Source organism: Halorubrum ezzemoulense DSM 17463, from assembly GCF_002114285.1.
Lineage (GTDB): Archaea > Halobacteriota > Halobacteria > Halobacteriales > Haloferacaceae > Halorubrum > Halorubrum ezzemoulense.
In genome coordinates, this window is sequence record NZ_NEDJ01000062.1 from 1 (window position 1) to 19,016 (window position 19,016).

Genomic DNA, 19,016 nt, shown 5'->3' on the forward strand with positions numbered 1-19,016 from the left:
TATCGACTCCGTCCAAATACTAGCTAATGTCCTATCTCGTACAGAGCCACTCTCTCCGAGGTCGGTCCTCTGTCCGACCGAAATCGGATGTATAACACCAGCGACCATCCCGCGGAACGCACACACCCTCCGTAACGATCGTAAGGTAACTCGAAGTGACCCCACCTCGCAAATCGAAGCGACTCACGTCGGATCGTCGCGGCCAGACGCTCCAAGACTACGTCATCGGGGTGTCGATATTTCTCCTCACGACTGCGTTCGTCGTGGGATTCATCCCGACTCTCTTCACACCGTTTACGGCGCCTGTTGACGCTTCACAGACCGCACAGGCCGATAGGTACGCCGCCGACGTCCTCGCGGAGATCACTCAACCAGACTCGAAGAACGTGCTCGACGGCGCTGGCACTGACTCGTTTTTCGCGAACGAGTCTAACTTAGACGGAATACCGACGGCCGAACAGAGTGAGGTGAACGTGACGCTCGTCGACGGAAACGGGACGGTCCAACATACAGTCGGTCCACCGTATCAGGGCGAGTCCACGGCCGCTGCGACACGCGTCGTCGTCCCGGAGTCGGGCTACGTAGGGAACCACACCTGTACGGCCACCTGTCGTATCGAGGTGCGACTATGGTAGCCGGTCCGCCGAAACGGCGACCGCCGTCCGACGCGGATCGCGGGCAAGCGTACACTCTCGAAGGCGTTATTTCCGCAGTCGTGATCCTCACGGCGCTACTGTTAGCGACGACTGCGGTGGTAATTACCCCCACAACGGCCGGAACGATCGATCGCGACACAATGGGACAGTTGGGGACGCAGACGGACGACGTTCTCGCGACCGCTCACGAGCGGGACGCGCTTCGTGAAGCCGCACTGTACTGGGACTCCCAAGACGGACAATCGGGGTGGCCGACCGCGTACCAGCCCGGCGATGACTGCCCCGACACGATAGCGGACGAGCCACTCACGCTGTGCCTTCTCCTCGAAGAGACGTTCACTTCCCGGTTCTATCGGTACAACGTCTATCTGGATTATCAGACGCAGGGGAAGACGACGGAGACGGAGCCGCTGTTCGTCCAAGGAACTCCCGGTCGAAACGCGGTCACCGCGACCCGTTCGATAGCGCTTCACGACGGGATGGAGTTGACACACAGTCCCGGCGGTACCCTCGGGGGGAACGTCTCGAAGTTCTACGCCGAGGACCTCGACGACCCGACCTTGGTAAACGTGGTCGAAGTTCGGGTGATCGTCTGGTGATCCCAAAACTCGACGACCGCGGTCAACTGATGCTCGTGGGGGCGGTCGTGATGGCAGCGAGCCTATTGGCACTCGTCGTCGTGCTGAACTCTACAATCTACACCCAAAACACCAATCCCGGAAATTCTCTCGGGGAGATGAACGAGGTAGAGCGACAGTTGGAAGTCGTTCGAACGGATGTCGACCGCCTCACCGACCGGCTTGAACAACGAGACGGCTACGTCGACATCCACGAGTTGAACGCGACGTTGACCGTTTACAGCGATCGGAAGGCGGAGCAGATCGTCGACCGGCGGCCGGCGTATCTTGATGTGACGTTGAACGAGAGCGCGTCCGAACTCGAAAGGGAGGTTCTTCGGCAGCGCAACCGCTCACGAGCCGTCCTCTCGCGGGCGAACCAAAGCCACTGGACCCTCGTGGAGGACGCGACGTTCAACGAATCCACCCCGTTCGAGCTCGTCATAGAACCGCGGAGCCCGACGCCGACGACGTTCATCGCCAGGGGTGAAGACGGCGGCGATTGGCGCCTCAACGTTAGCCAAGGCCCGTCGAATACCGTCAGCGTCGACGTCACGTACGACAACGGAACCACGGTCAGTGAGTCGGTCTCGGGGAACGCGACTCGGGTGAACGTCACTGGTGGAGCGATCAACGGGACCCAGCGCTTCGCGTTCGCTCCAGGACTGAACGCCCCGTACGACCTTCGCGTTGAAAACGGTCACCGGTCCGACGGTGCGTATCATCTCCTCGTCGACGAGGCCAGCGACGTCGATTCCGGGAACTTCCACACCGACCCGGGTGACGGTCAGCCGTACGTGAGCCGCGAGCTGTCGACTGCCGTCGTCGATGTCGAATACGTGAGCGACAAAGTGTCTGCGGAGTCGCAGATAACGGTTCGGATCGGTGGTGATTCGGAATGAAAGGCATCGGTGTAACAGACCGGCTTCGCGGCGACCGGCGGGGAGTTTCGGTCGCGTTGACACACGTTCTCACGATGGGGATTACCTCCGTGCTGATCGCCGGGCTTATCATCACTGCGGGCGGCGCGGTCGAGACGCAGCGTGAGCGGGCGGTAGAGGGCGAACTCACGACGATCGGAGAACGGATCGGGACCGAACTCACGGCACTGGACCGCGTCGCCGACCCGACGAACTCGACGATGACCGTCGAGACGTCACATCCCGAGCGGGTCGTGAACTCGCGCTACCGAGTGCGACTGACATCGAATTACGGAGACTGTCGGTCGGACGCCTGCCTCGTGCTCGAATCGCGGGCGATCGAAGCCCCGGTCGTGATCCCCGTCCGCGACGACATCGACACCGTCGAGTCGACCGCCTTCGGAGGGGAGATCAGACTCGTTCACAACGGGACCGCGGTCCGCGTGGAGCGTGTGTAGCCATGACTGCGAACGAGCGCGCCGTAAGCGATATGGTCGGATTCGTCCTCTCGTTTTCACTCATCCTACTCGCTGTCAGCGCCGTGTACACCGGCGGATTCGCCGCTATCACCGAACAACAACAGGAGGAACAGATACACAACACCGAGCGCGCGATGTCGGTGCTCGCGGAGAACTTTCACGACATCGAGCGGGGAAACGCCCCGACACGGGCGGGCGAGTTCCGACTCTCGGGAGGCACGCTATCGCTGGACCGTACCGCGAGGTTCACCGTGTCTGTTGGACTCGATAACGGGACGTTCGCGGAGACCGTCCGAACCGGGTCACTCTCGTACACGAAAGACGAGACCGAGATAAGCTACGAGAACGGGGCGGTCCTACGGACGAACGACGGCTACGGATTCGTGTCACGCCCACCGACCGTGACGTGTCGAGACGGGGAGGCGATCATCTCGTTGGTCGAGATCGATCCGCGCGGTAACGTCACATCGACGAGTGTGGACGGATCGGTACTGGTCACGGTCGCGAAGCAGGATTCCGGAATATACTATCCGAGGCGGGAAAACGGGACCGTCGTCAACGAGGCCGACGTGGCCCAAAACGTAACGATCCAGGTCGAGGAGTCACGCCACGAGAAAGCTTGGGAAGGGTGGTTCGCCGAACGCGAGGGATGGAACCAGACGGCGGCGGGCTACACGTGCGAGGCCGATACCGTATTCGTTCGGACGACCAAGGTGACGGTGGGGCTCTTGCCGTAACAGGCCCGTGACGGCAGGGCCCGGTCAAGTCCGAGACGAGCGGTTCGATTTCGATCGGCTGAGCGATTCACTCACTTGTCGGCGGTCTCGATGATGACCTCGTTCGTCGTCAGTCTGATCTCGAACCCGCCGGCGACCTCCTTGCCCTCCTGGTCCTCTATCTCCAAGAGTGCGATCGCGTCGTTGTAATTGGGATCGCCGATATCGTCTTTCGCGCTCTCCCACGTGGCGTCCGGGTCAGTGATCTCGAAGAGGAACACCACTTGGTTGTCCTCTAGCTGTAGGTGTCCCGTCTCGTTGAGCAGTGGGCCGAGAACTTCTTCGGCGTTGCGTTGCCGGTACCTCGTCTCTATCACCGGCATCTCGTCGCCGTTCTTGAGCACTCTGACGTTCTCCGGGTTCTCACCCGCCGACGCGTCCGTGCGGAGGTTCACCGAGCCGAGATCGTCGCAGTTGTAGTGATACCACGTCGTTCCGTCGTACGTGTCCGCCCCAGCGTAGTCGTAATCGGCACACGACCACTGCGTCGCTCGGATCGACACGGTCGCTCCCGCCTCGACTTCGAACTCGTGAGTCCACTCGGAGAGCTGGGTCTCTCGGTCGTTGAGGTTCTGTTCGGCGGTGACGGGGTCACCGGGATCGTACGGTCCGTCGGGCCACGGCCGCATCTGTTCGTCGTCGGTTACGACTCCCATCGTAACCGGGGCCCAGTATTTTCGCATACCGCCCCACCAGATGGGTGTCTGACTGGACACCTCCGTTCCCAGGACCGTCGTCGAGACAGTCGCGTTCTCCGAGACGCTGATTTCGCTTTCATTCCCCCCGACGCCGAAGTCCACGCCTTCGGAGATCGTTACCGTCACCGAGTCGTCGTCGGGATCGGCGTTGTCGAGGTCGTACGTCGAATTCGTCGAGACTTCACTTTCGAGGTATTCGCCCCACACGTCGGCGTAGCGGCTCTCGACGGTAACGGTCATTTGCGACGCGTTCGAACAGTTCGCCATCAGTTGAGAGTACTCGCGAGACCGTTCACGAGAGTATTCGAGGTTCTTGGTTGCCTGGAGCGTCTCCACCTGTCCGCCGGCGCTGCCGTTGATATTCACAGACGGAAACGTCAGCGTTCCGTCCTTGTACTCCATATCGGGGGGTGAGATCATCTCGTTGCCGCTCGGCGTCCCTTTCCAGATCCCACCGCCCTGATAGGTGACGGTCGAGTAACCGTCGCTCTCGTAGTGAAGCGATCCCATCGGAATCACGAACGGGGTACAGCTCGGGCCGCCGTCGAGTTCGATTACCATCTCCGCGTTGTCGGCGACGCGTACCGATTGCCCCTCGCTGGGGTCGAAAGCGAGCGTGTGTTCGAGGTTGTCGCTGAACGCGACCTCACTCAGCCGGGAGTCAATCTCCCGCATCGTCTGTTCCGCGTCTTGCCCCTGAATTTCGCCCCTGAGATCGCCCATCATGGCCGTTCCGAAGTAGAGAGTTACCGACGCTGCTATGACAATCATCCCGATCAACAGGACGAACCCGATGAGGGTCGACTGCCCTCGTTCCCGTCTTCGAGGTGTGGTGGGCGGTGTCATGGGTATTCTCGACGAAGCAGCATCAAGTGCCCCGGCAGGATGTTATGAAAACGTCGTCAATCTGAAATTGATAAGCTTTCGGTCAAAGTATTGCGTATGATAACTACTGGTGTGGATCAGGCCCCAGTACCCTGTGAAGGTCGAACTGGACTCTCCCATTTCAACCCCTTTTATTTAGCGGCTCACCCCGCTGCTGTCTGGCGATTCAACACGGCCGCTCAGAGACATGAGGGTGCCCAACTCTGCCGCCGCGGGATGGCTTTCCGGCCGGTGCGTTCCGAAGCGGCCACGGCGAGCCGTGGATATATTTCGGCGGCGACCTTTCCTGTATCCGTGACCGAGCGACTCTACCTCGCGGACGACGCGGTGACGACGTTCGAGGCGACCGTCGAGCGCGTCCTCTCGGACCCGGCCCGGATCGTCCTCGACCGGACCCACTTCTACCCGACCGGCGGCGGGCAACCGCATGACACCGGGACGATCCGGGCGACCGACGGCGACGGGGACACTCCATGGCGCGTCGTCGACACCGAGATGGCGGACACGGTCCACCACGAGGTCGAACCGACCGGAGACGCTGGTAGTTCGGACGAGGCACCCGCGCTCCCGGAGCCGGGAACCGACGTAACCTGCGAGATCGACGCCGACCGCCGCGTGGCGCACTCGCGGTACCACACCGCACAGCACCTGCTGTCGGCGCTGCTGCTCGACGAGTTCGACGCGCAGACGACCGGGAACCAGCTGTACGCCGACCGGGCGCGTCTCGACGCGGCCTACGAGCGGTTCACCGACGACGACCTCGACCGGATCGAGGCGCGGCTCAACGAGCTCGTCGCCGACGCGCGACCGGTGTCGAGCTACACGATGGACCGCGAGACCGCGGAGGCGACGCTCGACACCGACCGGACGCGGATCGACCTCCTCCCCGACTCGATCGAGGAGCTCCGGATCGTCGAGATAGCTGGCGCGGACGAGGGCGACGAGCCGTACGACCGCACCGCCTGCGCGGGGACGCACGTCGCGAACACGTCCGACATCGGCGAGGTTGTCGTCACCGGTCGAGAGACGAAGGGGCCCGAGGAGGAGCGCGTCCGCTTCGCGCTCGCCGAACACGTCGACGTGGAATGACGGGGGAGACGCCGGCGGCCCGGTCGGCGTCCGCCCGCGACTCTTCCCGGCGCTCGCCAACGCCTCCACCCGGCGTCCGTCTGCGATCCCGCCGTTTATATACGATCCGCGGTAGGTTCGGGCATGAAGTTCTGCGACGAGTGCGGATCCATGATGAAATCCGGCGCGGGCGAGGACCACTGGGTGTGCGACTCCTGCGGGTACGAGATCGGGCGCGAGGACGGCGACGACGAGTGGACGACCCAGTCGCAGGTCGAGTCCGAGATCGTCGACGTGAGCGACGCCGAGGACAAGGGGCTCCCGACGACGACCGCGCAGTGTCCCGAGTGCGACAACGATCAGGCGTACTGGTACATGCAGCAGATCCGCGCGGCCGACGAGTCGGAGACCCGGTTCTTCGTCTGTACCGAGTGCGAACACAAGTGGCGCGAAGACGACCACTGACCGGCTCTTCGACCCTCTGACCGCCTCCCGCTGCCCGTCCGTTTTATTCCCGTCCGGAGAGATACGAGTCCATGGAGCCACCGGTCGTCCCCCGCGACCGCCTCGACGGCTGGACGCTCGTCGCGGAGGCGACGGAGCGCCCCTTCGAGGCGGGACCGGTCTCGGTCACCGCGGGCACGGCGCGCTACGAGCGCGAGACCCCGCCGCCGCGGCCGTTCTTCTTCGCGAGTCGACTCCGCGTCTCGCCGGAGACCGGACCGAACCCGGCGCTCACGCGGCTCGTCGAGTCGCGGGCCCGCGAGGGGTTCCGCGACCGCCTCGCCGAGCGGGACATCACCGGCCTCGCGCGGCGCGACGAGCGACGCATCGACGTCGACGATCCGGACGCGTCGCGCGCGACGCTCACCGTGTCCCACGGGCGCTGCGAGGTCGACGGCGAACACGTCTCGGTGGAGGCGCTGCTCGCGGTGTGGGAGGCCGGAGAGTACCTGCTGGCGGGCGGCGCGTACCTGAGCGGTGACGACTTCGAGGCGACCCGACGGGAGGTGTTGTCGCTCGTCCGCGGGGTTCGTCCCCCGGACGACGACGCGGTCGAGCGGTAGGGGCCCGTCAGCAGTCGACCGCGCCGGCGCTCGAACCGATCGGCGATCCGTCGTCCTCGTAGTCGGCGTCGCCCACCGACCCGGTGAACATCGGGAACCGTAGCTCGTAGGTGTACAGCACGTCGAACGCCGCGAACGGGTCTCCGTCAGCGATCGCCTGCCGCGCGGTCAGTCGCACGCCCGCGGCGAGCGTCACGATCGGTTCGCCGCCGAGTCGCCCGACTGTCTCGACGCCGAACTCGTTGCCCGCGGCGGGGTCGGTGAGTACGGAGAAGTGGATCACCGTCTCCATCGTCGCGCTCCCCTCGTCGCCGCCGATCGCGATCGGGTACCCTGTTCCGGCGAAACACCGCGTGATCGGGCCGACCCGACTCCCGCTCGCGTTTGCTTCGGCGCCGACGGTCCCCGGACCGCCCGCGGCCCCCGCGACCGACGCGTGGGCGCCCGCCGCCGCCAAGCGAACGACCGTTTCCGACCCTGCGGCGTGCTCCGACACCGCGGGCTGGCCCGCGGCCGCGCCGGCGCCGACGGTCGCGAGGAGGAGCAGCAACGCGAACGCGAGGGCGCGGACGCGGGTTCCTGCGGGGCGAGTCATCTGTCGACCCTTGGTTCGGCCGGGTTAAATCTCCGCGGTCGGCGGTATCAGTCGAGAGAATCGCCGCCGAGCAGCCCGTCGACGAGCATCTCCGCGGACGCGACGTTCGTCGCCAGCGGTACGTCCTTCACGTCGCAGACCCGCAGCAGCGCCGAGATGTCCGGCTCGTGCGCCTGCGCGGTCAGCGGGTCGCGGAGGAAGACGACCCCGTCGATCTGGTCGCCCGCTATCATCCCGCCGATCTGGAGGTCGCCGCCGAAGGGACCGGAGGCCTGCCGGTTCACGGAGAGGCCCGTGGCCTCCGCGATCCGCTTTCCGGTCGTCCCGGTGGTCACCAGTTCGCACTCGCCGAGGGCGTCGGTGTGCGACTCGACGAACGCGACCATCTCGTCTTTCAGCTCGTCGTGAGCGATGAGCGCGAGGCGCATACAGGGGAGTCGCGGGGGCGTCGCTTAAGCGCTGGCCTCGTCGCCCGAACCGTCGCCGCCGCGGGCCGTCCCCGCCGCGGGCCGTCCGACCCGCGCCGGAGCGACCGAGCGTCACCGGCTACGCGCCGGCGACCGCCGGGACCGGCGCTCCGTCCGCGAGCGTCGTCCCCGACCACACCGGGACGAACTGCGGCATCGCGCCCGCGATCGTCACGCACACCCACGCGATCAACAGCAGGTGGACGAGACCGCCGAGTCCCGGCGCCGCGTCGATGTCGCCCGGAACTACTCCCATACGCGGGAGGCGGAGCGCGTCCGCCCTCCGGCTGTCCCCGAAGACGCTCGCGCCCCTCGCCGCGCGCCTACTTGAACCGGAACGTCTCCAGGTTCTTCGGCGCGAACGTCCGCATGTTGTAGTCGTGGTACAGCGACGAGGAGAGGTCCTGGACGGAACTCTCGTCGCCGTGGACGCACAGCACCTTCTCCGGGCGGGGGTTCATCGTCTTCACGAAGTTCTCTAACCCCTGCCGGTCGGCGTGGCCGGAGAAGCCGTCGACGACCTCGGTGCCCATCTCCAGCGTGAGCGTGTCGCCGCGGCTCCCGCCGCCCCAGCCGTCGACCGGGATCTCGTCCCAGCCGTTCTGGATCCGGCGCCCGAGCGTTCCCTGCGCCTGGTAGCCGACGAAGACGAGGTTCGAGTCCGGGTCGGGGCCGATGTGGCGGAGCCACGACATGATGGGCCCGCCCTCGATCATCCCCGAGGTAGAGATGACGATACACTCGTCCCCGTCGGCGACCTCCTGCCGCTCCTCCTCACCGGCGTCGATGTGGTTGAACTGGTCGGCGAGGAACGGGTTCTCGTCCTCGTGGAAGATGCGGTCTCGGAGGTCGTCGCGGAGGTACTCGGGGTAGGTGGTGTGGATCGCGGTCGCCTCCCAGATCATCCCGTCGAGGTGGACGGGCATCTCGGGGATCTCACCCTCGCGCATCGCCTCCTCTAAGACGAGCATGATCTCCTGTGAGCGCCCGACCGCGAAGGCGGGGATGACGACCTTCCCGCCCTGCTCGTACGTCTCGTTGATGACCTCCTTGAGCGCCTCCTCGGAGTCCTCCTGGTCGGTCTGGTAGTCGTTGCGGCCGCCGTAGGTGGACTCAAGCACGAGCGTCTCCACGCGTGGGAAATCGTTGACCGCGCCGTTGAACAGGCGGGTATCCTCGTAGTGGATGTCGCCCGAGAACGCGACGTTGTAGAGGCCGTCGCCGATGTGGAAGTGGGTGACCGCGCTGCCGAGGATGTGGCCCGCGTTGTGGAACGTGAGCTTCACGTCCGGGGCGACATCCGTCACATCGCCGTACTCCAGCGGGATGGTGTGTTTGATCGCGTCGCGGACCTGTGCGGACTCGTACGGCGGCGTCCGCCCGTCCTTCGCGGCGACGTCGAGGTAATCGAGCGTGAGCAGCCCCATCAGGTCGCGGGTCGGCTCCGTCGTGTAGATGGGGCCGTCGTAGCCGTACTTGAACAGGAGCGGGACCAGCGCGGAGTGGTCGAGGTGGGCGTGGGTCAGGATGACCGCGTCGAGGGTCGCCGCGCCCGCGCCGAGCGCTTCGGGCACTTGGAGGTACGGCACCTCGCCCTCCGCGCCGGGCTTGTCGCCGCAGTCGATGAGGATCCGGGTCTCGGGCGTCGAGAGGATGAATGCCGCCCGGCCGACCTCGCGGCAGCAGCCGAGCGTCGTGATCCGGACCCACTCGTCGTCGGACATCTCCTCGCGGTGGATCTGCCGGCCGACCCGTTCGAGGATGTCGCGGCGCTCCTCGCGCTCGTTCTTCAGGAAGCCGCGGACGTTCGAGACGGTCGAGGACTCTATCGGCGGCGTCCGAACGACCTCTGGGGTCCACCCGACCTCCTGGGTGATCTCGCGGAGCGTCGAGCCCCGGCGGCCGATCACCATGCCGGGCTTCTCGGCCTCGATGACGACCTCGCCGGTGTCCTCGTGGAAGTCGAGGTCTGTCACGCCGGCCTCTTCCGGGATCACGTCCCGGACCTCGTCTTCTGCCCGCGCCGGCGGCGAGAGGGCGCTCGGGTCCGGGCGGACCGTGATCCGCTTTCGGAGCTTCGAGGCCAGCCGTCGGATCAGGTCGCCGTCGCCGGCGAACCGCTTGGGGTCGCGCGTGTACACGACCAGCTCCGGTCCCTCGTATTTCACGTCGGTGACCGTGATGTCGTTCGGAATCTCCTGTTCGATCTCTGATTTCAACGTATCGAGTTGCTTGTCGACTTGACTCATATCTCACTGCGGGTCGTCGGGGCCGCCGTCGTCGAATCGCGCCGCGGGTCGCGCCGCGACACGCCGCCGATCGGTCGACCGTGACGGGTAGGCATAGTGGAAGTACTGTCCGTAGTGTTCCGTGCGGGAACAGCCAGCGAAAACCCGCTTGTCTCAGGCTACTGCCCCGCCGTTATAAAAGCCTTCGCAAAGGGCAAGCCCCGGGCGGCCGAACGCCGCCCATGCGCGTCACGCCGCAGACGGTCCGCGACGAACACGCCTGGGTCCGCGACCGCGCCGACGTCGTCGTCCCGGTCCTCAACGACACCCGCGACCGCCTCGGTCGACGGTTCGAGACGACGGTGGACGAGGTGGCGCCAGACGCCTACCACCGCGAGGTCGACGCCGTCTTCGCCGACGGCGAGGTCGCGGTCAACGTCGCGGCCTGCGTCGGGCTCCTCCGCGACCTCGACGTGGCGGGCGACTACCCGGGCTTCGTCGTCGACGAGGTCCTCGGGCGCGAGCTGGCGGCGACGATCGCCGGCGGCCGTCCCCTCTCGCTGCTCGCGCAGGCGACGTTCCACGTCGCGGACACGCACGTGGACCGCGACGCGGCGGCCGAGGCGGACGGGGCCGGCGCCGGAACGGCCGGCGCCGACGACCTCGACGCCGCGCTCGCGGCGGGGTTCCAGACGCGGCTCCCCGGCTGGAACTGGCGGGAGGGGGAGAGCCCGTTCGCGGTCGACGCGGACGGGTGACCGGCCGCCGCCGCGCGACCGGGGCGCGCCCGCGCTACGAGGTGAAGCTCCGAATGAACCCGTAGGCCTTGTCGATCAGGGCGTCGGGGAGGAACCGCGCGAGGACGCCGACGCTCGCGACGGTGCCCGGCTGGACCCGCGCGGGCGGCTGCGTCGCGCTCGCGGCGTCGTAGATGGCGTTCGCGACGAGTTCCGGCTCGACCGAGCCGGGGCCGTCGCCGCCGATCAGCTGCGCGTCCTCGAACATCGCGTAGAACTCGTCGTACGCCTCGGTCCGCTCGATCCCCTCGCGCTCCTCGGGGTCGGCTTCCGACTCCGCGCGCTTCGAGAAGTTCGTCCGCACGGGCCCCGGCTCGACGACGACCACGTCGATGCCGAGGTCGTCGACCTCGTTGCGGAGCGCGTCCGACATCGCCTCCAGGGCGAACTTCGACCCGCTGTACACGCCGCCGCCGGGGATCGACACCCGCCCCGCGACGGAGGAGACGTTGACGATGGTCCCGTCGCGCTCGCGGCGCATCGACGGGAGGACCGCCCGGATCAGTCGGTGCGGCCCGTACACGTTCACGTCGAACTGCTCGTGGACCCGCTCCGTGGTCACGTCCTCGACCGGGCCGAACTGGCCGTAGCCGGCGTTGTTGATCAGGGCGTCGATCGCGCCCTCCTCGTCTAAGATCCGCTCGACCACGCGGTCGATGTCGTCCTGATCGGTGACGTCGAGCGTGGCGAGCTCGCAGCCCGCCTCGCCGAGCGCTTCGATGTCCGCCGGGTTCCGCGCGGTGGCGTACACGGTCCATCCCTCGTCGAGGAACGCGTGCGCCGCGGCGCGACCGATGCCCGAGGAACAGCCGGTGATGAGTGCCGTCTTCTGCACGCGTTTCCGGTCTGTCTCCGACGCAATAACTCTCCCGACGCGGGCGCGGCCGACCCGCCGCGTCCCGGTCGGCTACAGCTCCTCGGTCCGGATCCCCATCGCCTTCGACGCCGGCGCGGTCCGCTCGAACCCCCACCGCTCGTAGAATCCGTCGACGTCCGCGAAGCGGTTGACGTACGCGCCGTCGGGGGCGTTCGCGCGGAGCCACGCGACGAGCGCGCCGACCATCGCCGTCCCGATCCCCCGGCCCTGATGCGGCGGCGCGACCGCCGTGTCCGAGAGGTGGAATACCGACCCGCCGTCGCCGACGAGCCGCGCCATTCCGACCGTCGACCCGGACGCCGTCTCGACGACGTGGACGCCGAACGTCGTGTTCGGGAGCCCGCGCTCGACGGCCTCCCGGGACCGGTCTGTCATGCCCGCCTCCCGCCGGAGCCGGCGGAACGCCTCGACGGAGGGGGTCGTCTCGCGGAGCTCGTACCCGTCCGAAAGCGGTGACTCGCCGAGTCCCCGGTCGGCGTCGGCAACATCGACCGCGTCGTCGCTCATGTGTCGGCGTTCGCGGCCGCAAAAGTAGTCGCTTCGGTGCCGCGCTGGCCCGCGCTACTCCTCGTCGTCGGCCTCGTCCTCGTCGGTCGCGAGCAGGTCGCGCTCGTCGAGGATCGACTCGATCTCGTCGACCGGCCGCTCGGCGTACTCGGGGTCGTCGACGGTGATCGTCGCGACGCCGACGCCGTCCGGGGACAGCTCGCCGTCGTTCGACTGCGCGAGGGTGTCAAGCGCGAGCCCGACCGCCTCGTCCGTCGAGATGCCCTCCTCGTACTCCGTCTCCAGGTAGTCGCGGAGGTCGCTGCGGTCGGAGCCGATCGAGAGCGCCTGCCACTCGTACGGCGTGCCCGACGGGTCCGTCTCGAACAGGCGCGGCTCGCCGTTCTCGATGCCGCCAACGATGAGCGCGACGCCGAACGGGCGCGCGCCGCCGACCTGCGTGTACTGCTGGATGTGGTCGGTGATGTTCTTCGTGAGCGTCTCGATGCCGACGGGCTCGCCGTAGCGGAGGCGGTTCACCTGCGCCTGCCGGCGAGCGAAGTCGATGAGCTGGCGCGCGTCAGCGACGTGGCCCGCGCTCGCGACGCCGACGTGGTCGTCGGCCTTGTGGAGCTTCTCGATGCTCTCCGGCTCCATCAGCGGGGAGCGGGCGCGCTTGTCGGCCGCGAGGACGACGCCGTCCTCGGCGCGGATCCCGACGCTCGCCGTCCCTCGTTTCACCGCCTCCCGGGCGTACTCGACCTGGTAGAGTCGGCCGTCCGGAGAAAAGATTGTGATGCCGCGGTCGTACGCCTGCTGTTGGGATTGGCCCTGCATGATATCACTCGGTGTCGAACGTCGTCGCGCCGACGCGGTCCGACTCGGTCTCCACGTCGCACGCGTCTCCGCGCACGACCGCGGGCCGCTCGGACCCCTCGAACGCGACGTCTCGCTGTGTCGAACTGGCGGTCGCGCGACCCATATATCTTTCCTCACAGGCACGTACCGTCCCCGAAATCCCCCGCACGCGGATTCCGACCGGCTCGCCGTCGACCTCGCTCACGCAGGCCACCGCCGCGCGCGCCTCGTCGACGTGGCCGTGTCTGACCCGGACGACCGCCTCCCCGGTCCCGTCGGCGTGCGCGAACGACAGAAGCGTGAGGTCCGCGTCGGCGCTGCCGGCGTCCCCGAGGAGGTTGCCGGCGCTGTACCACAGCGCGCGCTGGAACGCGCGCCGCCCGACCTCGGCGTCGGGCCACGTCTCGATCCCGACGGCGAGGTACCGCCACCGCGGCCGGAGGTGTTTGGGGAGGTGCTTCACGGCGAGATCACGCCGGGAGTTCGCGGACGCGCTCCGCGACGATCACCGCGACCTGGTCGTGAATGCGCTCGACGGCCGTCACCGCGAACCCCTCGTCGGTGAACGCCTCGACCAGCGTGCCGACCGTCGCGGGGTCGTCGACCTCGGGGCTGTAGAACGGAGCCTCGGGGTCCGGCTCCTCGAAGAAGGCGACGTCGCCGAGGACGATCCGCCGAGCGCCCGTCTCGCTCATCACGCGGATCGCCTCGCGCTTCTCGTCGTCCGCGAGGTGGTGGAGCGCGAAGTTCGAGGTGACCACGTCGACCGGTCGGTCGGCGTCGATCCCGGGGTCGCGGAACTCGCCGTACGCGAACTCGACGGTTTCGAGGCCGCGGTCGGCCGCCTTCTGCCGCCCCTCGTCCATCATCCCCTCGCTGATGTCGCGGGCGAGGACGCGCTCGGCGTCCTCGGCGAGCGCCAGCGCGATGGCCCCGGTCCCGGCTCCCAGATCGAGGACCACGTCGTCCGCCCCCGGCGACGCGTGGTCGATCACGAGGCTCGCGCAGGCCTGGTACTCGTCGCTCTTCGAGTCGTCGTACGACGCGGCCTTCTCGGAGAACCGTTCGGCGTGTTCAGCGACCGTCTTCTTCATACCTGCCACGTCGGACCCCCGGCTCTATGAAGCCCTCGGAGCGCCGCTCCCGGTTACGCTCGACGAGGTCGCCCCACGCCCGGAGCCCCGCGCGGACGGCCTCGGCGTCGAAGCCGATCGCCTCGCCGACCGCGACCAACTCGCGGGGCGCGCGGAGTCCGAGGTGCGACCGCGCGTTCGCGCTCACGACGTACGGCGCGTCGTAGTGGGCGACGATCTCCCGGAGCTTCCGGAGGTCGGCGAGCGCCCGAACCCGCTTCCCGCCGGTCTCGCGGAGCGCGGGGCCGAAGTCGAACTCGACCCGGACGCCGTTGTCCCGTGCCGCCTTCGCGAGGACGTGGTTGAAGTCGCCGCCGCCCGCCATCGGCCGGACGAGGACGTCGACGCGGGCCTGCTCGACCGCGAACCGGTTCAGCGCGTCGTCGCCGCCGACCACGCAGACCACGGTTCGGTCGGACCGGTAGTTTCCGACCGCGCCCGAGGCGCTCGTCGGATCGTCGGCGCCGATCTCGACCGCGTCGACGACGTCGATCCCGTACTCCTCGCGGAGCGCCTCCGGGTCGCGATCCGGGCTCTCGCCGCGGTCCGCAGCGCTCGGACCGCCGTCCCCGGCCGCCGTCAGCGCGTCGCGCGTCCGCACCACGATCCCGTCGTACCCGTGCCGGGCCGCGGTGGCGGCGTGGCGCGCGACGGTTGCCTCCCCGTCGGGATAGGCGTGAACGGCCTCGTACATGCCCCGCCGTTTCGCGGCCGAGCGTATCGGCGTTGCGCTTTCGGCACCGCGACGCCGGCCGCGTCCTGTCTCCTCGCCGCGTTCGCTTCCCTCCCATCGCCGACGCGACCGCGCCCCGCGTCGTCAGGCGTCTCCGACGGACTCTTCGTCCTTCTTCCAGTCGCGCCTGGCGTCCTCGCCGGTAAACCACGTCGCGATCCCGTCCGGGTCGTCCTCCTGGAAGGCGCGCCGCCGGCTCCATTCGACGGTCGCCTTCCCGAGCGCGATCGGGAGGAGGTACGGAACGAGGAGGACCGCGTCGGCGACGCCGTCGAGCAGCCCGGGAGCCAGTACCACATCGATCACGGCGATTCCGAATGTCACCGAAACGACCGTCAGTATCGCGACGACGAAGTAGAAGAAGACGACGCGCTGGGCGGCCTCGACCACCATGTACGGCGACTGGTCCTCGTAGGCGCGCTCGGCGAAGAACTCCCGACGCACCTCCCCGACCTGCGCGCCGCAGACGCCGAGCGTCGCCACTCCGACCGTGGGCGTGAGGTACGAGAGCGCCTCCCAGCCGACCGCCAAGAGCGGAAACATCCTGAACGCGAACACCCCGAGCGACCGGCGGACGACGCGGAAGTTCCGCCGGTAGATCGGCGGGAGCCACGAGACGAGGTGAACCGGCTCCGCGTCGGTCTCCCACACCTCGTCTCGCTCGGCGTCCTCGTCGTAGCCGGTGATGTAGAACGAGCGGTCTTCGAGCCGGATCGGTCGCTCGGCGAACATCGCGGCGGCGGCGTGGGCGATCACGAGGGCGGCGACCTCTATCCAATACACCGCGAGCAGTTCGCCGACGCGCCAGCCGAACCCGACGACGCCGGCGAGCGGGAGGAGGTTCGTCGCGACCACGAGGGCGAGGGCCGATCGGCCCCCTGCGGGAGGGCGGGACTTCATCAGTCCAGTGTAACGGGTCGCGAGCGCAAAAATACCCGACCGCTTTTGTCCGCCCGACGGAACGCTCTGACATGCCCGCCGATCTTGAGGAGAAGACGGACCGCTACGAGCGGATGCTCGCGGACGCGCTGGCCGTCGCGGAGCCGCGCCCGCCGGCGGACACGGCGCTGGGCGAGGCCGCGGCGGACGTGACCGAGATGGCGGAGTCGTACCTCGACGACGGCCGCCACTTCCGCGACGACGGCGACCCGGTGAACGCGCTCGCCTCCTACTCGTACGGCTACGGCTGGCTCGACGCCGGGGTCCGGCTCGGGCTGTTCGCGGTGCCCGACGACACGGAGCTGTTCACGACCTGAGCGCCGGCCCGCTCCGGGGCCCGCGCTCGCCGCGCCCGACGTGAGGGACGCGCTTATGCGGCGACGGCCGTCACTGAGTCCATGGACGAACTCGCGGACCTCACCGAGCGGCTCGTCTCGATCCCATCGCACGAGGACGAGACGGCAGCGGGCGACGCGATCGAGGAGTGGCTGCGCGCGGAGACGGACGCGACCGTCGAGCGCGACGACGCCGGCAACGTGCTCGCGGTCAGGGGCGCGACCGACGACCCCGATGCCGACTCGCTCGCGCTCGTCGGCCACCACGACGTCGTCCCGCCCGCGCCCGAACAGACGGCCGGCGAGGGGACGGAGGGCGAGTACGTCGTCGAGCGGCGCGACGGTCGGATCTACGGCCGCGGCACGGCCGACATGAAGGGGTCGGTCGCGGCCGCGATGCTCGCGTTCCGGAACGCGACGCCGCCGGAGGGCAGGGAGCTGATCTTCGCCTCCTTCGTCGGCGAGGAGGTCGGCGGCGACGGGGCTCGCCACGCGATCGACGCGGGGTTCGCCCCGGAACGCGCGGTCGTCGCCGAGGGGTCGACGAACTACTCGAAGCCGGGCGTGACGGACGTCGCCGTCGCCCACCGCGGCCGCCGCGGGTCGCGGCTCGTCGCGCACGGGGAGGCGGCCCACGCCTCGGAGCCGGAGGCGGGCGAGAACGCGATCTACCGCGCCTGCGACGCGATCGACGCGGTCCGCGGGCTCGACGCCCCGGAGGCGACGGTCCTCGGGAACGACGTGTCGGGGTCGCTGGCGGTCACGATCATCGACGGCGGCGAGACGTGGAACGTGATCCCGGAGCGCTGCGAGGCGACCGTCGACGAGCGTACCGTTCCGGGCGACCGAGCCGATCTGGCTGGCGTCGCCGACGCGACGGCCGGGGTCGAGCTCGTCGTCGATCAGGACCTCCCGCCGATGGCCTGCGGCGACGCGGCGTTCGCGGACGCCGCCCTCGACGTCGCCCGCGCAGTCCACGATGAGTCGGGCTTCGACGCGCCCGAACACGTCACCAAGCCGCACGCGACCGACGCCGGCTGGCTCGCGGGGGCGGGGACCGACTGTCTCGTCTGCGGGGCCTCCGAGCCGGGCGAGGCACACACCGACACTGAGAGCGCGAGCCTGGAAGCCCTCGACCGCTGTCGTCGGATCTACATGGGGGTCGCCGAACGGGAACTGTAGTGGCCGCGAGGGGGAGGCCCCGGACGGAGCGGGGACTCACGGGCGCCTCGCGCGACCCGTATGGAAGGGGTTTTATGCGCCCCGCGGAAAGTGTGCGCCACTATGGGAGACAAGTCGAAGGCTCAAAAGAAGCGTCTGGCGAAGGCGGAGCGCCAGAACACCCGCGTCCCCGCGTGGGTCATGATGAAGACGGACATGAACGTGACGCGAAACCCCAAGCGGCGCAACTGGCGCCGGAACGACCTGGACGAGTAAATGTCGACGAACGACTTCGAGGAGCGCGTCGTCACCGTCCCGCTCCGCGACGCCAAGGAGAAGCCCGTCCAGCAGCGCGCCGACTACGCGATGAAGATCACGCGGCAGCACCTCGCGAAGCACTTCTCCGTCGACGAGGGCGACGTGATCATCGACGGCTCCGTCAACGAGGCCGTCTGGGCGAACGGGCGCCAGAACCCGCCCAGCACGGTGCGGGTCCGCGCGGCTCGGTTCGTCGAGGACGGCGAACCGGTCGTCGAGGCCGAGCACGCCGAGTAACGTGTTACGGGCGACCTTCACCGGCTCGTCGTACGTGGGCGTGTTCGCCCGCGCCGTCGACGACCTCCTGTTGATCCGACCGGACGTCGACGAGGCGCTCGCCGAGGACCTCGGGGCGGAACTCGGCGCGGAGCCGCTGCTGACGACGGTCGGGAGGTCCAACACGGTCGGATCCCTCGCGACGGGCAACGAGAACGGGATCCTCGTCTCCTCGCGCGCGACCGAGCGCGAGAAGGAGCGGATCGCGGACGCCGCCGGCGTCCCGGTGCGCGAACTCCCGGGCGAGATCAACGCCGCCGGGAACGTCGTCCTCGCGAACGACTACGGCGCGTACGTCCACCCGGACCTCTCGCGCGAATCGATCCGGACGATCAAAGACGCGCTCGACGTTCCCGTGACCCGGGGCGATCTCGGGGACGTCCGGACGGTCGGAACCGCGGCGGTCGCCAACGACACGGGCGTGCTGTGTCATCCACAGTCGACGGAGTCGGAGCTTCAAGCGGTCGAGGAGGCGCTCGACGTCCGCGCCGACCTCGGCACCATCAACTACGGCGCGCCGCTCGTCGGCTCCGGCCTCCTCGCCACCGACGAGGGGTACGTCGTCGGTGACGACACGACCGGACCGGAGCTCGGCCGCATCGAGGAGACGCTCGGCTTCATCGACTGAACCGCGCTCCGCCTTCTCC

The 19,016-nt window shown here is 68.2% G+C and carries 26 protein-coding genes; 14 read left to right on the top strand and 12 right to left on the bottom strand.

What is annotated here, in order from left to right:
* Positions 1 to 155 precede the first annotated feature (155 nt).
* The 5 genes from B9H04_RS14100 to B9H04_RS14120 are packed head-to-tail and all read left to right on the top strand — an operon-like array spanning position 156 to position 3,409.
* Positions 156 to 635 carry a DUF7287 family protein gene (locus tag B9H04_RS14100; protein ID WP_139835094.1) on the top strand — a complete coding sequence of 160 codons (480 nt, stop codon included), beginning with the start codon at positions 156 to 158 and terminating at the stop codon, positions 633 to 635.
* Entirely contained in the window at positions 629 to 1,255 is a 627-nt protein-coding gene (locus tag B9H04_RS14105) for a DUF7288 family protein (RefSeq protein ID WP_455583612.1), read from the top strand. The genes B9H04_RS14100 and B9H04_RS14105 overlap by 7 nt, the downstream gene beginning before the upstream one ends.
* Entirely contained in the window at positions 1,252 to 2,175 is a 924-nt protein-coding gene (locus tag B9H04_RS14110) for a DUF7261 family protein (RefSeq protein WP_086216498.1), read from the top strand. Before B9H04_RS14105 ends, B9H04_RS14110 begins: the two co-directional genes overlap by 4 nt.
* Entirely contained in the window at positions 2,172 to 2,651 is a 480-nt protein-coding gene (locus B9H04_RS14115) for a DUF7266 family protein (protein ID WP_086216497.1), read from the top strand. Before B9H04_RS14110 ends, B9H04_RS14115 begins: the two co-directional genes overlap by 4 nt.
* 2 nt (positions 2,652 to 2,653) lie before the next feature.
* Entirely contained in the window at positions 2,654 to 3,409 is a 756-nt protein-coding gene (locus B9H04_RS14120) for a DUF7289 family protein (protein ID WP_129452384.1), read from the top strand.
* 71 nt (positions 3,410 to 3,480) lie between these two features.
* On the opposite strand, the gene B9H04_RS14125 is transcribed toward B9H04_RS14120, so the two are convergent.
* Positions 3,481 to 4,992, bottom strand: coding sequence for a DUF7289 family protein (locus B9H04_RS14125; protein ID WP_129452383.1), 1,512 nt, complete (start codon positions 4,990 to 4,992; stop codon positions 3,481 to 3,483).
* Positions 4,993 to 5,325: 333 nt separating this feature from the next.
* Here B9H04_RS14125 and B9H04_RS14130 point away from each other — a divergent pair, with 333 nt between their 5' ends.
* From B9H04_RS14130 to B9H04_RS14140, 3 genes are all read left to right on the top strand, one after another.
* Entirely contained in the window at positions 5,326 to 6,120 is a 795-nt protein-coding gene (locus tag B9H04_RS14130) for an alanyl-tRNA editing protein (protein ID WP_049929489.1), read from the top strand.
* Positions 6,121 to 6,243: 123 nt separating this feature from the next.
* Entirely contained in the window at positions 6,244 to 6,564 is a 321-nt protein-coding gene (locus B9H04_RS14135; RefSeq protein ID WP_049929490.1) for a transcription factor S, read from the top strand.
* A 71-nt stretch (positions 6,565 to 6,635) separates the two neighbouring features.
* Positions 6,636 to 7,166: a hypothetical protein gene (locus B9H04_RS14140; RefSeq protein ID WP_049929491.1), complete on the top strand. Its 531-nt coding sequence runs from the start codon at positions 6,636 to 6,638 to the stop codon at positions 7,164 to 7,166.
* Between the two features lie 7 nt (positions 7,167 to 7,173).
* Here the strand turns inward: B9H04_RS14140 and B9H04_RS14145 are convergent, their stop codons facing one another.
* The 4 genes from B9H04_RS14145 to B9H04_RS14155 all read right to left on the bottom strand — a co-directional run bounded on the left by B9H04_RS14145 (position 7,174) and on the right by B9H04_RS14155 (position 10,477).
* Positions 7,174 to 7,761 carry a DUF7332 family protein gene (locus B9H04_RS14145; RefSeq protein WP_049929492.1) on the bottom strand — a complete coding sequence of 196 codons (588 nt, stop codon included), beginning with the start codon at positions 7,759 to 7,761 and terminating at the stop codon, positions 7,174 to 7,176.
* 47 nt (positions 7,762 to 7,808) lie between these two features.
* A complete protein-coding gene (locus B9H04_RS14150) occupies positions 7,809 to 8,189 on the bottom strand; it encodes a methylglyoxal synthase (protein ID WP_049929493.1) in 381 nt (126 codons plus the stop codon).
* A 118-nt stretch (positions 8,190 to 8,307) separates the two neighbouring features.
* Positions 8,308 to 8,484 (bottom strand): hypothetical protein, encoded by a 177-nt coding sequence (locus B9H04_RS18825; RefSeq protein WP_155120023.1) that lies wholly within the window; start codon positions 8,482 to 8,484, stop codon positions 8,308 to 8,310.
* Between the two features lie 67 nt (positions 8,485 to 8,551).
* Positions 8,552 to 10,477 carry a beta-CASP ribonuclease aCPSF1 gene (locus B9H04_RS14155; protein ID WP_049929494.1) on the bottom strand — a complete coding sequence of 642 codons (1,926 nt, stop codon included), beginning with the start codon at positions 10,475 to 10,477 and terminating at the stop codon, positions 8,552 to 8,554.
* Positions 10,478 to 10,698: 221 nt separating this feature from the next.
* Between B9H04_RS14155 and B9H04_RS14160 the strand changes: the two genes are divergently transcribed.
* Complete coding sequence (locus B9H04_RS14160; RefSeq protein ID WP_049929496.1) at positions 10,699 to 11,214, top strand: hypothetical protein; 516 nt, start codon at positions 10,699 to 10,701, stop codon at positions 11,212 to 11,214.
* A 34-nt stretch (positions 11,215 to 11,248) separates the two neighbouring features.
* Here B9H04_RS14160 and B9H04_RS14165 read toward each other — a convergent pair whose 3' ends face one another.
* From B9H04_RS14165 to B9H04_RS14195, 7 genes are all read right to left on the bottom strand, one after another.
* Complete coding sequence (locus B9H04_RS14165; protein WP_233127158.1) at positions 11,249 to 12,088, bottom strand: SDR family oxidoreductase; 840 nt, start codon at positions 12,086 to 12,088, stop codon at positions 11,249 to 11,251.
* 72 nt (positions 12,089 to 12,160) lie between these two features.
* Positions 12,161 to 12,637 (bottom strand): GNAT family N-acetyltransferase, encoded by a 477-nt coding sequence (locus tag B9H04_RS14170; protein ID WP_049929498.1) that lies wholly within the window; start codon positions 12,635 to 12,637, stop codon positions 12,161 to 12,163.
* Positions 12,638 to 12,691: 54 nt separating this feature from the next.
* Positions 12,692 to 13,453: an archaeal proteasome endopeptidase complex subunit alpha gene (psmA, locus tag B9H04_RS14175; protein WP_049929499.1), complete on the bottom strand. Its 762-nt coding sequence runs from the start codon at positions 13,451 to 13,453 to the stop codon at positions 12,692 to 12,694.
* Positions 13,454 to 13,457: 4 nt separating this feature from the next.
* Entirely contained in the window at positions 13,458 to 13,937 is a 480-nt protein-coding gene (locus B9H04_RS14180; protein WP_049929501.1) for an Rpp14/Pop5 family protein, read from the bottom strand.
* Positions 13,938 to 13,944: 7 nt separating this feature from the next.
* The gene (locus B9H04_RS14185; RefSeq protein ID WP_049929502.1) at positions 13,945 to 14,568 is read right to left on the bottom strand and encodes a class I SAM-dependent methyltransferase; all 624 of its coding nucleotides are present in this window, start codon (positions 14,566 to 14,568) and stop codon (positions 13,945 to 13,947) included.
* Complete coding sequence (locus B9H04_RS14190; protein ID WP_049929503.1) at positions 14,549 to 15,301, bottom strand: RNase P subunit p30 family protein; 753 nt, start codon at positions 15,299 to 15,301, stop codon at positions 14,549 to 14,551. The genes B9H04_RS14185 and B9H04_RS14190 overlap by 20 nt, the downstream gene beginning before the upstream one ends.
* A gap of 123 nt (positions 15,302 to 15,424) precedes the next feature.
* Positions 15,425 to 16,240 carry a DUF6498-containing protein gene (locus tag B9H04_RS14195; protein ID WP_085682813.1) on the bottom strand — a complete coding sequence of 272 codons (816 nt, stop codon included), beginning with the start codon at positions 16,238 to 16,240 and terminating at the stop codon, positions 15,425 to 15,427.
* A gap of 71 nt (positions 16,241 to 16,311) precedes the next feature.
* On the opposite strand from B9H04_RS14195, the gene B9H04_RS14200 reads away from it, so the two are divergent.
* From B9H04_RS14200 to B9H04_RS14220, 5 genes are all read left to right on the top strand, one after another.
* Positions 16,312 to 16,596 carry a DUF357 domain-containing protein gene (locus tag B9H04_RS14200; RefSeq protein WP_049929505.1) on the top strand — a complete coding sequence of 95 codons (285 nt, stop codon included), beginning with the start codon at positions 16,312 to 16,314 and terminating at the stop codon, positions 16,594 to 16,596.
* Between the two features lie 81 nt (positions 16,597 to 16,677).
* Positions 16,678 to 17,796 carry a M20 family metallopeptidase gene (locus tag B9H04_RS14205; RefSeq protein ID WP_049929506.1) on the top strand — a complete coding sequence of 373 codons (1,119 nt, stop codon included), beginning with the start codon at positions 16,678 to 16,680 and terminating at the stop codon, positions 17,794 to 17,796.
* 102 nt (positions 17,797 to 17,898) lie between these two features.
* Positions 17,899 to 18,051, top strand: a complete 153-nt coding sequence (locus B9H04_RS14210) for a 50S ribosomal protein L39e (protein ID WP_004050128.1) — start codon at positions 17,899 to 17,901, stop codon at positions 18,049 to 18,051.
* Positions 18,052 to 18,330: a 50S ribosomal protein L31e gene (locus tag B9H04_RS14215; RefSeq protein WP_049929507.1), complete on the top strand. Its 279-nt coding sequence runs from the start codon at positions 18,052 to 18,054 to the stop codon at positions 18,328 to 18,330.
* 1 nt (position 18,331) lies between these two features.
* Positions 18,332 to 18,997: a translation initiation factor IF-6 gene (locus B9H04_RS14220; RefSeq protein WP_049929508.1), complete on the top strand. Its 666-nt coding sequence runs from the start codon at positions 18,332 to 18,334 to the stop codon at positions 18,995 to 18,997.
* Positions 18,998 to 19,016 lie beyond the last annotated feature (19 nt).